Genomic DNA, 12,058 nt, shown 5'->3' with positions numbered 1-12,058 from the left:
TTGCAGGAGCCGTCCCCTTGAGGGGGAACAGCTACGCGCGGTGAGCCTGGACGGGGTGCTTCTTCTAGAGTGTGTGTGTTCGATCGCCAGCGGCGAAGCCTATGGGTTCCCATGGTGGACTTCCCTTCGCGCCAAAGCCGATCACCTTGAACAGCTCGCCCATTTCATGCTCGTTCACCAGCTTTTGCAACATCACCCGGTCAGGCTGGCTGGCGTTTTCCATGCCGTCCAGCAAGCCGCAATTGAGCAAAAATCGCCCCTGGCTGGTGTAGCCCAGCACCTGCAGGCCGGCTTCCTGCCCTGCCAGGGCAACACCGGTGAAGTTGACATGCGCCGTGATGTCCTTGTCGCCCACGTCCGCCAGCGCATCGGCATCGGCCAGGTGGCCGCGGTGGCACATCAGCGTGCCCATGCTGCGTTGCGGATGGTAGTACTCGTGTTCGGGAAAGCCGTAGTCGAGCAGGAATACAGCGCCGGCGTCCAGCCGGTCGGCCAGTGTCCGCATGAAGCCTTCCGCCTGCGGATGGATTTCAGTGACGTAATCGTGTTCGCCTTCCACTTCAATGGGAGGCCGGAGATCGGTCGGGCTGTCGGCATGGACAAATCCTCCCTCAAAGCGGGCCACGCCGCGCTCATGCCAGGCGTTGTTGAGCCGCGCGAGCAGCTTCACCGGCATGGCATCCAGTACTTCGTTGCCCACCACCACGCCCCGCATCTGCGCCGGGAGCTCCGCTACCCAGTCCACCTTGCCGGCAAAAGCCTGCAACCGTTCCTGCTGGCGCTCGCGCAGGCTGCCCGACAAATCGACGATGCGGTACTGGGTGACCGAATCGCCCAGCGCATCCAGCAACTGGTGCGCCAGGGCGCCCGAGCCGGCGCCGAATTCCCAGATTTCCGTGGTGCCGGTTGCCGCCAGGGCTTCTTTCACCTGCCTGGCCAGCGCCCGGCCAAAGTGGGCGGACATCTCCGGGGCCGTCGCAAAATCGCTGCCCGACTGCGGCATCAGGCCGAATTTTCGCGAGGTATTGGCGTAATAACCCCAGCCGGGTGTGTAAAGCGCCATGTCCATGAATCGGTCAAACCCGATCCAGCCGCCGGCAGCGTCAATGGCCCTGGCGATGTGGTCGGCAAGGCCGGTCGGTAAAATGGGGGGATTGGTCGTCTGGGTCATTTGTCACCGCCTGCAATTGTCGGCGATACGTCCCTGACCTTTTTTGCCAACCCTCACCACCCATGACCCCAACCCCGCCATCATCCCGACCCGTTGTCCTCGTGACCGGCGCCGCCAGGCGGCTGGGCCGTGACATCGCGCTGGCGCTCGCGGCCGGCGGCTGGCAGGTGGCGGTGCACTACCGCAGCTCCGAAGAAGATGCTATGAAAACAGTAGCTGCTTGCGCTCAGCTGTCGGGCGCTGCGGCCGCTTTTCATGCGGATTTAAATGACGAAACGGCGGTGCGCGGCCTGTTGCCGGCCGTGGTGGAGCGCATGGGCCAGGTCGATGCCGTGGTGAACAACGCCTCGACCTTTGAGCAAGACAGCGCCGCCAGCTTCGGTTTCGCCGCCATGGACCGGCATCTGCACAGCAACACCGGCGCCGCCATCGTGCTGGCCCAGGCCCTGCATGCGCATGTGGCCTCGCGCGGTGCCAGGGGGGCCGTCGTCAACCTGCTGGACCAGAAGCTCTGGAACCAGAACCCCGACTTTTTCAGCTACACGCTTTCCAAGGCCGCGCTGGAAGCGGCCGGCACCATGCTGGCGCTGGCGCTGGCGCCACAGGTTCGTGTGGTCGGCGTTGCGCCGGGGCTGACGCTGACCAGCCACCTGCTCACCGACGAACAATTCGAGACCCGTCACAAACTGTCGCCGCTGGGCCGGTCGTCCACCCCCGCCGACGTGGCGGCCACGGTGAAGTTTGCACTGGAGAACAGCTCCATCACCGGCACCACGCTGCTGGTGGATGGCGGCCAGCACCTGATGAAGTTCGAGCGCGATTTTTCGCTGATGTAAGCCATCGGCAACGGCTTACACATCACCACAACCGACCCACTACAGACTGGCACCATGTTCAATTCCCGGGGCACCCAGATCCTGAACCTCACCGGTTTGCGCTTTGACGCCAACCTGGGCATTCTGGATCACGAAAAAACCGCGCCGCAACCGATCCAGGTCGATGCCGAACTGAACCTGGGCGCGCAGCCGCTGCTGCCCCATGACGACGACATCCACCATGTGCTGGATTACCGCAAGGTGCGGCAGATCATCATCACCGAATGCACCTCGGAACACGTCAACCTGCTGGAAAGCCTGATCGGCAAGCTGGCGCACCGGCTGATGAAGTTGCCCGGCGTGCTGGGCGTGCGGGTGAAGATCGCCAAACTTGAAATTTTTGACGACTGCGAAGTAGCCATTCGCATCGAGACGGGACAGTGGTGAACGATATGGGAGTGAATGATATGAGTGCTGTTTGGGAAGATGCTGTCGCGGAACACGAGCAGCAGGAAAGCTCCGCGCGCGTGCAAAACAGCATGAAGATCGAGCGCGAAGACCACAAGCTTGAAAAACGCCTGTGCCGCGAAGTGGGCCGCGCCATCGTCGACTTCAACATGATTGAAGAGGGCGACAAGGTCATGGTGTGCGTCTCGGGCGGCAAAGACAGCTACGCCATGCTCGACATTTTGCTGAAGCTGCAAAAGCGCGCACCCATCAATTTCGAACTGGTGGCCGTCAACCTCGATCAGAAGCAGCCCGGTTTCCCGGAGCACATCCTGCCGGACTACCTCGGCAAGCTGGGTGTGCCCTTTCATATCGAAAACCAGGACACTTACAGCATCGTCAAGCGCGTGATCCCCGAAGGCAAAACACTGTGCTCGCTGTGCTCACGCCTGCGCCGGGGCATTTTGTACCGCGTGGCGGGCGAACTCGGTTGCACCAAGGTCGCGCTGGGCCACCACCGCGACGACATGCTGCAGACATTCTTCCTCAACATGTTCTTCGCGGCCAAGCTCAAGGGCATGCCGCCCAAGCTGGTGAGCGACGACGGCAAGAACGTCGTCATCCGCCCCATGGCCTACGTGACCGAGAAAGACCTGACGCGCTGGGCGCAGGTGCGCGAATTTCCCATCATCCCGTGCACACTGTGCGGCAGCCAGGAAAACCTGCAGCGCAAGCAGGTTGGCAACATGCTGCGCGAATGGGAGAAAAAATTCCCCGGACGGCTGGAAAACATGTTCGCGTCGCTGCAAAACATCGTGCCGTCGCATCTGATGGACAACAAGCGCCATGATTTCAAGGGCATCAAGACAACGGGCATTGCCGACCCGGAAGGCGACAAGGCTTTTGACGCTGAGGAGTTCCGGGAACCGGTGCCTCCGGGCCTGTCCGTGATCGGTGTTCATTCCGGTTGACTGGTTTTTTCAGCGTTCTTCGTTTTTCAACAACTCATTGCTTTGGAGGTCTCATGAAACGTGCGTTCGCGATTTTCTTCATGGCTGCCATGGCTTTTGTCATGGCGGGTTGTTCCACCGTGCGCCTGGTCGACAGTGATGTCACTGCCTTCTACAACTGGAACGGCGCGCCGCCGGCGCCGGGCACACCTTACCGCTTTGAGCGCCTGCCCTCCCAGCAGGCCCCGGGTTCGCCGCAGGAGGCCCTCGAGGGCATGGCGCGCAGCGCCCTGGCCAAGGTGGGAATGGAGCTCAATCCGCCCGCCGCACGCTACAGCGTGCAGATTGTGGCCAACACCCAGATCATCGACCGCGGCCCCTATGGCTACAGTCCCTACGGCGGTTTTGGGTTTGGAAGCGGTGTGTTCATGGGCGGCGGCAGCCGCGGCGTCGGGGTCGGCCTGTCGTTCCCAATCGGCGGCGGAATCTCGGAGCCGACCTATTTCAAGCGCGAGCTGAGCATCGTGATGCGCGACCTTCGCACCAACCAGGTCGCCTATGAAACGCGGGCCTTGCACGACGGCGTCTGGTCGGACACGCCGGCCGTGCTGCCCGCCATGCTTGACTCGGCCTTGCGGGGCTTTCCGCAACCCCCGCCGGGGACAAGACGCATTAACGTCGAGATCCCACGATAAGAATGGAATCAACGCGCGTTATTGCCATACGGCATGGTGAGACCACCTGGAATGTGGATACCCGAATCCAGGGCCACCTGGACATTCCCCTCAATGACATTGGACGCCGGCAGGCTGAGCGCATGGCGCTCGCGCTGGCCGAGGAACCCATCACCGCCATCTACGCCAGCGATCTGACACGCGCCTGGGAAACCGCGGAGTACCTGGGCCGTGCACTGGGCATCGAGGTGACGCGTGAGGAAGGCCTGCGGGAGCGCGGCTTCGGCGACTTTGAAGGGAAAACCTTTTCGGAGATCGAGGCCCTGCTGCCCGAGCAGTCGATGCGATGGCGCAAGCGGGATCCGGAGTTTGCGCCTGCCGGCGGCGAGTCGCTGCTGGATTTGCGCAGCCGGGTGGTGGCCACCGCCGAGCGTCTGGCGGCCGCGCACCCGGGCGAACTGATCGCCATGGTGGGCCACGGCGGGGTGATGGACGTGCTGTACCGCGCCGCCACGCGGCTGGACATCCAGGCCCCACGCACCTGGGCGCTGGGCAACACGGCCATCAACCGCTTGCTCTGGACGCCCCAGGGTTTTTCGCTGGTAGGCTGGGCCGACACCCAGCACCTGGACGGCATTGCGCTGGATGACGGATTTGCCGGCGGCGAGGCCGGTTCCGGTGTCGGCGCACAATAGGCACAGATAAACTTCTACGTATCCATGAGCACCCTGCCATCCCATCTGGCCGAACTGATCGGCAAACCGGTCAACGACATCGATACCCCCGCCCTGGTCATCGACCTGGATGCGATGAAGCGCAACCTCGCGCGCATGGCCGAATTTGCCAAGAAGCACAACGTTCGTTGGCGTCCCCATGCCAAGCTGCACAAAAGCGTCGCGCTGGCCAAGGCGCAGATGCGGGCCGGCGCCATTGGCGTGTGCGTGCAAAAAACGTCCGAAGCCGAAATCATGGTGGCCGGCGGTGTGTACAACGTCTACATCAGCAATGAAGTGATCGCCCCGGGCAAGCTGGCCCGTGTGGCGGCGCTCACGCAAAAAGTCGCGGCCCAGGGTGGGCACCTTGCCATTGCGGTGGACAGCACCGAAGGCGTCATCCGCCTGGCGCAGGCCATGACGGAGGCCCGCATCAACAAAAAGAGCACGGGCGCCACCGTGATCGACGTGTTTGTGGAAATTGACGTTGGCCAGGGCCGCTGCGGTGTCGAGCCCGGCGCCGCCGCCGTCACGCTGGTACTGGAAATCCGCAAACACCCCGCGCTGCGTTTTGCCGGCTTGCAGGCCTACCACGGCAAGGCCCAGCACATGCGCAGCGCCCAGGAAAGGCGCGACGCCATCGCCAGGGCGGTGGAGGCCGTGCTCCTGACGCGCAAACTGATCGAAGCCCAGGGCATCACGGTAGACCTGGTCACGGGGGCCGGCACCGGCAGCCTGATGCTGGAAGCTGCCAGCGGCGTCTACGGCGAACTGCAGGCCGGCTCCTTCATGTTCATGGACGCCGACTACGCCCAAAACGAACGGGACCCGTCGCAGCCGCAGTTCGAACATGCGCTGTTCGTCAAAACGCAGGTTGTCAGCACGCACGGCAGCCATGCGGTGTGCGACGCCGGCCATAAAAGCCACGCCATTGATTCCGGCCTGCCGCTGGTGCATGCCTTTGACAGCGAAAGCGAGCTGGCCTATTTCAACGGCGGTGATGAGCATGGCATTTTGCGGCCCGCCGGCGACAGCAAGCGCCTGCCCGGCCTGGGCAGCATGCTGTGGCTGATTCCCGGCCACTGCGACCCTACCGTGAATTTGCACGACGCCATGATCGGCGTGGCCGGTGGCCTGCGCCACGGTACGGTGCAGCGCATATACCAGGTCGACGCGCGCGGCGCATTGACCTGACTCCCCTGCGCGTAAAACAGCGCGCCTAGAAGTTCACGCCGTAAATAGCGTACATCGGTGACGGCGCACCATTGATGCGCCCGCCCCGGTACTCCGCCTCGCGTGCCGACTGCAGCACCGCCTCATTGAGCTCGGCATGCGTGGACGACAGCACACGCGCATCGAGCAACCGGCCTTCAGCATCCAGCAGCGAGATCACTACAACCCGGCCATGGACTCCCTGCGCGCGGTAAGTCTGCAACGCGTCCAGCGCACCGGGCTTGCGCACGCGTGCGATGGAAATTTTTTGCCCCATACCGTCGCCGTCCTGCATCTGCGGCGCCTGCGGATGATCAGCGTAGAGTTTTCCCATCTGCCGGAACAGTTCGGGGAATTCCGGCAGGCTGGACGTGGAAGCGAGAGGCACGGCTGGATTGGGCGTGCGCGGCGTGGGGGCCGGGCCGGCGCAGCCGGCCAGTACAAAGGCCAGGCCGGTCAGCGTCAGGGCAGCTGCTGAATGGTGCAGGTTCCCGCACATGCAGCTTCCCTTCACGTGAACATGTCATTGCCGCTGGCCGGCGGCGTCACGCCCAGGTGGCGGTAGGCGGCCAGCGTGGCGATGCGTCCGCGCGGTGTGCGCTGCAGATAGCCCTGCTGGATCAAATAGGGTTCGATCACGTCTTCGATCGTGTCGCGCTCCTCGCCGATGCTGGCGGCGATGTTGTCCAGGCCCACCGGGCCGCCGTCGAAGCGGTGGATGACGGCCTCCAGCAGCTTTCTGTCCATCACGTCAAAGCCCTGCGGATCCACGTCGAGCATGGCAAGCGCCTTGTTGGCGATGTCCAGCGAGATGTGGCCGGTGCCCTTCACGTCGGCATAGTCGCGCACGCGGCGCAGCAGGCGGTTGGCAATACGCGGCGTGCCGCGTGAACGGCGGGCAATTTCAAAACCGCCTTCTTCGTCCATGGGCGCATTGAGCAACTTGGCGCTGCGCCGCACGATGCGTGCGAGTTCGTCGGGCGTATAAAACTCCAGCCTCGCGACGATGCCGAAGCGGTCGCGCAGCGGGTTGGTCAGCATGCCGGCGCGCGTGGTGGCGCCCACCAGCGTGAAGGGCTGCAGGTCGAGCTTGATGCTGCGTGCCGCCGGGCCTTCGCCGATCATGATGTCGATCTGGTAGTCCTCCAGCGCGGGGTAGAGGATTTCTTCGACCACCGGGCTCAGGCGGTGGATTTCGTCGATGAAGAGGACGTCGTTCTTTTCAAGGTTGGTCAGCAGCGCCGCCAGGTCCTTCGGTTTTTCCAGCACCGGGCCCGAGGTCTGTCGCAGGTTCACACCGAGTTCGTGCGCAATGATGTGGGACAGCGTGGTCTTGCCCAGACCGGGCGGGCCAAAGAGCAGCACGTGGTCCAGCGCCTCGCTGCGTTTTTTGGCCGCGCCGATGAAGATCTCAAGCTGGTCGCGCACCTTGGTCTGGCCGACGTACTCGTCAAATAGCTTGGGGCGCAACGCGCGCTCGATCGCCTCCTCGCCCGGCGAGGCCGGGGCTGCCGACATGACGCGTTTGGCGGGCGGGAAGTCGCCGGGGGAAAAGTCGTCTGTTTGTATGGTCATGCTGGAAGGTCTACTTAGCCAGCGCCTTCAACGCCAGCTTGATGCCGTCGCTCACGCCAATATCCTTGGGTAATGCCTTCAGTGCCAGCGCAGCATCGCGGTCACTGTAGCCCAGCGCCACCAGAGCCTGCAGGATATCGGACTGGGCATCGTTGGCGACGCTGACCTGAATACCGATGTCGGCGCCCAGTTTTCCCTTGAGTTCAAGCAGCAGGCGCTCGGCAGTCTTTTTGCCGATGCCGGGCACCTTGATGATGCGGCCGGCTTCTTGCTGGGTGACGGCTTGCGACAGCTCTTCAACGCTCATGCCGCTGAGCACGCTGAGCGCGGTGCGTGGGCCTACGCCGGAAATCTTGATGAGCTGGCGGAAGGCGGCGCGTTCGGTGGCGCTGCCGAAACCGTAGAGGATCTGCGCGTCTTCGCGCACCACAAAGTGCGTCAGCAGGCTGACTTTTTCGCCCAGGCCGGGCAGGTTATAGAAGGTGCTCATGGGTACCAGCACTTCATAGCCGACGCCGTTGCAGTCCACCAGGATTTCCGGGGGATTTTTTTCGGCCAGCTGGCCTGAGAGTCTTCCGATCATGGGCAAATCTTATCAGTCAGACGCAGGCGTGCGTTTGGGCGGACAATTGTGTTTTTTCGCTTCTACCCGGTTTTTCAGGAAACACACTGCCTTGATTCTTCGTCACACCTTCACGCCGCCGAACAACACCCGTATGGGCCATCTGTGCGGACCCATGGACAGCCACATCCGCACCATCGAGGTGGCGCTGGACGTCACGATTGCCCACCGCTTCGAGCAGTTCAAGATCGACGGCACCAAGGTGAAGGCCAACCAGGCGCTGGAGGTGCTGCAGGCCCTGTACGAAATCGCCCAGCGCCCCATAGAGCCCGAAACCGTGCAGCTGATGCTGGCCGGCGACACCGCGCTCAGCATCGCACCCGACGGCGCCATGGCGCTGTCGACCCGCCGCGCCGACCTGCGTGCCCGCACCACCAACCAGGGCACCTACCTGGAAAACATCGCCACCCACGACATCACTTTCGGTATCGGCCCGGCCGGCACCGGCAAGACCTACCTCGCCGTGGCGTGCGCGGTGGATGCGCTGGAGCGCAGCACGGTGCAGCGCATCGTGCTGACCCGCCCGGCGGTCGAAGCCGGCGAGCGCCTGGGTTTCCTGCCGGGCGACTTGAGCCAGAAGGTGGACCCTTACCTGCGTCCGCTGTACGACGCGCTGCATGAGCTGATGGGCTTTGAGCGCGTGCAAAAGGCCTTTGAGCGCCAGCAGATCGAAATCGCACCGCTGGCTTTCATGCGCGGCCGCACACTGAACCACGCGTTTGTCATCCTCGACGAAGCGCAAAACACCACGCCCGAGCAGATGAAGATGTTTTTGACGCGTATCGGCTTTGGCAGCAAGGCCGTGGTGACAGGCGACATCAGTCAGGTCGATTTGCCGCGCACGCAGCTGAGCGGCCTGGTGGACGCGGAGCGCGTGCTCAAGCGCGTGAAAGGCATTGCGATCACACGCCTGACGAGTGCCGACGTGGTACGCCACCCGCTGGTGGCCCGCATTGTGGATGCGTACGACAAGACGCGGCCCGGCATCGCAGCAGAAATTGCTACAGATTCGATAGCTGCTCCCGCACGTCGCACAAGCGCCAGGAGCCGAAATGGCTCTTAAAAACCTGAGCCTGTCCTTGCAGTTCGGCGACCTGAAAGACGCCGCCCGCCACCGCGCCGCCCTGCCGCGCCACAGTGTGGGCCGCTGGATCCGCCACGCGCTCGCGCATGACGGCGAGATCACCGTGCGCATCGTCGACGCCGAAGAAGGCCAGGCGCTGAACCGGGACTACCGCCAGCGCGACTACGCCACCAACGTGCTGACCTTCGACTACACCCAGGAGCCGGTGGTCACGGCCGACCTGGTGCTGTGCGCGCCGGTGGTGGCCAAAGAGGCGAAAGAGAACAAGAAGACCTTGCAGGCCCACTACGCCCATCTGCTGGTACACGGCACGCTGCACGCGCAGGGCTGGGACCACGAGAGCGGCGAAGCCGATGCCGAAGCCATGGAAGCGCGTGAAATCGAGATCCTGGCCGGCCTGGGCATCCAAAACCCTTACCGCTGAGATTCAAGGGTTTTTTGGCTGAAGCCCAATAAGGACGGGCGCAAAGAGCTATTGAATTGATAGCGAGTTCACGTGCCCGGCGCAACCTGCAGGGGAATGGTCACCGGCCCGTCATTGACCAGGTGCACCTGCATGTCGGCTGCGAATTGCCCGGTTTCGACTTGCGGGTGCAGGCTGCGGGCCTGGGCCACAAAGTAGTCGTACAGCCGGCGCCCTTCGTCAGGCGGGGCCGCACCGGTGAAGCTGGGCCGGTTGCCGCCCGAGGCGTCGGCCGCCAGTGTGAACTGGCTCACGATGAGCAGGCCGCCTTTGACGTCCTGCACGCTGAGGTTCATTTTTCCGGCTTCGTCCGAGAAGATGCGCAGCTTCAATATCTTGGCCAGCAGCTTGTCGGCCTGCGCTTCAGCGTCGCCGCGCTCGGCACACACCAGCACCAGCAGCCCGCCGCCAATCTGGCCGACGGTTTCGCCGGCAATCACCACGCGGGCTTCGGCCACGCGCTGCAGCACCGCCTTCATCAGTCGGTCACGCCGGCAGCCACAAACAGCGGCTTGCCGACCGGGCCGGCCAGGAAACTGACGAACTGCTGGGCCACGTCCTGCTGTTTGCCGGAAGCCAGCGGCGCGGCGGTGTACGACGTGTAGTTCTGCACCTCGGCCGGCACCGGGCCGACGAACTTCAGGCCCTTGTCCTTGTACAGAAGAATCTCGGTCATCGCACCGAAGCCGATCTCGCGCCCCTTGCCCTTGAGCACGTGCTCCATCACCGAGGCGCCGTCGGGGTAACGTGTGGTTCTGCCTTCCACCTGCACATACACATCCATCTTCTTGAGAAGGCCTTCCAGGTACAAGCCGGTGGATGCGCGGTTGAACACCAGCGAGTCGGCGGCCAGCACCGAGCGTTTGAGTGCCTCGGCATTGGCGATGTCAGGCACGGGCGCGCCTTCGCGCACAGCCACGCCCATGCCGACACGGCCGACGTTGGCGCGTGTTTCCGCCAGCTTGCTGGCCGCGGCAAATTCGCCGATGACGGCGGGCGGTGCAATCACCACGTCAAACGCCGGATTGCTGTCCATGCGCTTTTTCAGTTCGGGTGCGGTGTTGAAGGTGATTTTGGCGGTGTGGCCGGTCTGCTTTTCAAAAGCGGCCGCGGCCGCCTTGAGGCCGGGCTCGATGGCACCGGCGCTCAGCACCTGGAGCTCCGCCGCCTGCGCGGCGGCGCTGAGCAGTGCGCAGGCAAGGACGCGGGCGGCAAGCGCAAGAGGGGTTCGTTTCATCAGGGCTCCTGGACTCATGGGTAGAAGGTCGGAAGTTCGGGGAAATTATCGGTGGCCGGAAGAGGGCGGCAGGCCGTCAGATCAGGTCGGCCTCATCGTCGAAATGGGCTTCCACGTCGCTGGGCAGCAGCTGGATGCTGGCGCGCAGGCCGGGCACGGCGCTCATCAGCGCCTGTTCAACGCTGGTGCGCACGGCCGCTGCGCGGCCCAGCGACCAGCTGGCCGGCATGTGCATGTGCATATCGACAAAGCGCCGCTGGCCGGCGCGGCGCGTGCTCAGGTGGTCAAAGCGGATGGTGGGGTGGCTGAAGCCAGCGAGCGTTTTCTGGATCTCGGCCAGCACCTCGGGCTCTACCGCCTCGTCCATCAGGCCTTGCGACGAGCGCCAGACCAGCCGGCCTCCCTCCCACAAGATATTCAGGGCCACGCCGATCGCCACCACGGCGTCCAGCCACAGCCAGCCGGTCAACATGACAGCACCTATGCCGACCACCACACCAACGGAGGTCCAGACGTCGGTCACCAGGTGCCGGGCGTCGGCCTCAAGCGCGATGGACCGATGCTGCCGGGCCGCGCGGAACATCACCCAGGCCAGCAGGCCGTTGAGCGCCGAGCTACCGATGGACAAGGCCAGACCCCAGCCCAGCTGCTGCAGCGGCCGCGGGTCCAGCACGCGGTGCGCGGCAGCCCAGATGATGGCCACAGCCGCACCGACGATCAGTGCGCCCTCGAAGCCGGACGAAAAATACTCGGCCTTGTGGTGGCCATAAGGGTGGTCGTCGTCGGCCGGGCGCTGTGCGATCGTGACCATGGCCAGGCCAAAGAGGGCGCTGGCCAGGTTGACGAAAGACTCCATGGCATCAGACAGCAGGCCGACCGAATCCGTGATGTACCAGGCCGCCGTCTTGAGGACGATGGTGACTGCGGCCACTGCGACGGAAGCGCGCAGCAGCCGTTGCGGCGTCAGGGACTGCCAGGCGGGAAAATTCATCTGTGCATTGTGAGGTATGGGGGCATGCCGGGTAACAAACCGGAGAAGGGTGGCGGGGTGGTAAGACTTGCCCGGCGAATCGTAACCAAAGGTAATGGATAATC

At 63.8% G+C, this 12,058-nt stretch carries 15 protein-coding genes; 8 read left to right on the top strand and 7 right to left on the bottom strand.

Annotated features, from left to right (window positions below; all coding sequences use genetic code 11):
• Nucleotides 1–64: 64 nt before the first annotated feature.
• On the bottom strand, nucleotides 65–1,171 hold the full coding sequence (locus tag AC1D1J_RS10805; RefSeq protein WP_477694674.1) for a class I SAM-dependent methyltransferase: 1,107 nt from the start codon (nucleotides 1,169–1,171) through the stop codon (nucleotides 65–67).
• Nucleotides 1,172–1,233: 62 nt separating this feature from the next.
• Here AC1D1J_RS10805 and AC1D1J_RS10800 point away from each other — a divergent pair, with 62 nt between their 5' ends.
• Genes AC1D1J_RS10800 through AC1D1J_RS10775 form a run of 6 tightly spaced genes read left to right on the top strand, consistent with a single transcriptional unit; the run spans nucleotide 1,234 to nucleotide 5,964 of the window.
• Nucleotides 1,234–2,007: an SDR family oxidoreductase gene (locus AC1D1J_RS10800; RefSeq protein ID WP_477688528.1), complete on the top strand. Its 774-nt coding sequence runs from the start codon at nucleotides 1,234–1,236 to the stop codon at nucleotides 2,005–2,007.
• Between the two features lie 54 nt (nucleotides 2,008–2,061).
• On the top strand, nucleotides 2,062–2,433 hold the full coding sequence (locus tag AC1D1J_RS10795) for a dihydroneopterin aldolase (RefSeq protein ID WP_348046741.1): 372 nt from the start codon (nucleotides 2,062–2,064) through the stop codon (nucleotides 2,431–2,433).
• A gap of 20 nt (nucleotides 2,434–2,453) precedes the next feature.
• The gene (ttcA, locus tag AC1D1J_RS10790; RefSeq protein WP_477688527.1) at nucleotides 2,454–3,404 is read left to right on the top strand and encodes a tRNA 2-thiocytidine(32) synthetase TtcA; all 951 of its coding nucleotides are present in this window, start codon (nucleotides 2,454–2,456) and stop codon (nucleotides 3,402–3,404) included.
• Between the two features lie 53 nt (nucleotides 3,405–3,457).
• On the top strand, nucleotides 3,458–4,078 hold the full coding sequence (locus AC1D1J_RS10785; RefSeq protein WP_477670046.1) for a DUF4136 domain-containing protein: 621 nt from the start codon (nucleotides 3,458–3,460) through the stop codon (nucleotides 4,076–4,078).
• A 2-nt stretch (nucleotides 4,079–4,080) separates the two neighbouring features.
• Nucleotides 4,081–4,752, top strand: a complete 672-nt coding sequence (locus AC1D1J_RS10780; RefSeq protein ID WP_477688526.1) for a histidine phosphatase family protein — start codon at nucleotides 4,081–4,083, stop codon at nucleotides 4,750–4,752.
• Nucleotides 4,753–4,776: 24 nt separating this feature from the next.
• Complete coding sequence (locus tag AC1D1J_RS10775) at nucleotides 4,777–5,964, top strand: DSD1 family PLP-dependent enzyme (protein WP_477688525.1); 1,188 nt, start codon at nucleotides 4,777–4,779, stop codon at nucleotides 5,962–5,964.
• A 25-nt stretch (nucleotides 5,965–5,989) separates the two neighbouring features.
• Here the strand turns inward: AC1D1J_RS10775 and AC1D1J_RS10770 are convergent, their stop codons facing one another.
• The 3 genes from AC1D1J_RS10770 to ruvA are packed head-to-tail and all read right to left on the bottom strand — an operon-like array spanning nucleotide 5,990 to nucleotide 8,140.
• The gene (locus AC1D1J_RS10770) at nucleotides 5,990–6,481 is read right to left on the bottom strand and encodes an energy transducer TonB (RefSeq protein ID WP_477694673.1); all 492 of its coding nucleotides are present in this window, start codon (nucleotides 6,479–6,481) and stop codon (nucleotides 5,990–5,992) included.
• Between the two features lie 11 nt (nucleotides 6,482–6,492).
• The gene (gene ruvB, locus AC1D1J_RS10765) at nucleotides 6,493–7,557 is read right to left on the bottom strand and encodes a Holliday junction branch migration DNA helicase RuvB (RefSeq protein WP_477694672.1); all 1,065 of its coding nucleotides are present in this window, start codon (nucleotides 7,555–7,557) and stop codon (nucleotides 6,493–6,495) included.
• A 10-nt stretch (nucleotides 7,558–7,567) separates the two neighbouring features.
• Complete coding sequence (gene ruvA, locus AC1D1J_RS10760; RefSeq protein ID WP_477648181.1) at nucleotides 7,568–8,140, bottom strand: Holliday junction branch migration protein RuvA; 573 nt, start codon at nucleotides 8,138–8,140, stop codon at nucleotides 7,568–7,570.
• 91 nt (nucleotides 8,141–8,231) lie between these two features.
• Between ruvA and AC1D1J_RS10755 the strand changes: the two genes are divergently transcribed.
• On the top strand, nucleotides 8,232–9,242 hold the full coding sequence (locus AC1D1J_RS10755) for a PhoH family protein (RefSeq protein ID WP_477670040.1): 1,011 nt from the start codon (nucleotides 8,232–8,234) through the stop codon (nucleotides 9,240–9,242).
• A complete protein-coding gene (ybeY, locus tag AC1D1J_RS10750) occupies nucleotides 9,232–9,687 on the top strand; it encodes an rRNA maturation RNase YbeY (RefSeq protein ID WP_477688521.1) in 456 nt (151 codons plus the stop codon). Before AC1D1J_RS10755 ends, ybeY begins: the two co-directional genes overlap by 11 nt.
• Before the next feature lie 68 nt (nucleotides 9,688–9,755).
• Here ybeY and dtd read toward each other — a convergent pair whose 3' ends face one another.
• From dtd to AC1D1J_RS10735, 3 genes are all read right to left on the bottom strand, one after another.
• Entirely contained in the window at nucleotides 9,756–10,205 is a 450-nt protein-coding gene (gene dtd / locus AC1D1J_RS10745; RefSeq protein WP_477688520.1) for a D-aminoacyl-tRNA deacylase, read from the bottom strand.
• Complete coding sequence (locus AC1D1J_RS10740) at nucleotides 10,205–10,963, bottom strand: substrate-binding domain-containing protein (protein ID WP_477688519.1); 759 nt, start codon at nucleotides 10,961–10,963, stop codon at nucleotides 10,205–10,207. Before AC1D1J_RS10740 ends, dtd begins: the two co-directional genes overlap by 1 nt.
• 76 nt (nucleotides 10,964–11,039) lie before the next feature.
• On the bottom strand, nucleotides 11,040–11,954 hold the full coding sequence (locus tag AC1D1J_RS10735) for a cation diffusion facilitator family transporter (protein WP_477694671.1): 915 nt from the start codon (nucleotides 11,952–11,954) through the stop codon (nucleotides 11,040–11,042).
• Nucleotides 11,955–12,058 lie beyond the last annotated feature (104 nt).

The organism is Polaromonas sp. P1_F8 (genome assembly GCF_056405635.1).
The sequence above is the reverse complement of the archived record's forward strand: the minus strand, read 5'-3'. Positions and strand labels throughout refer to the sequence as shown.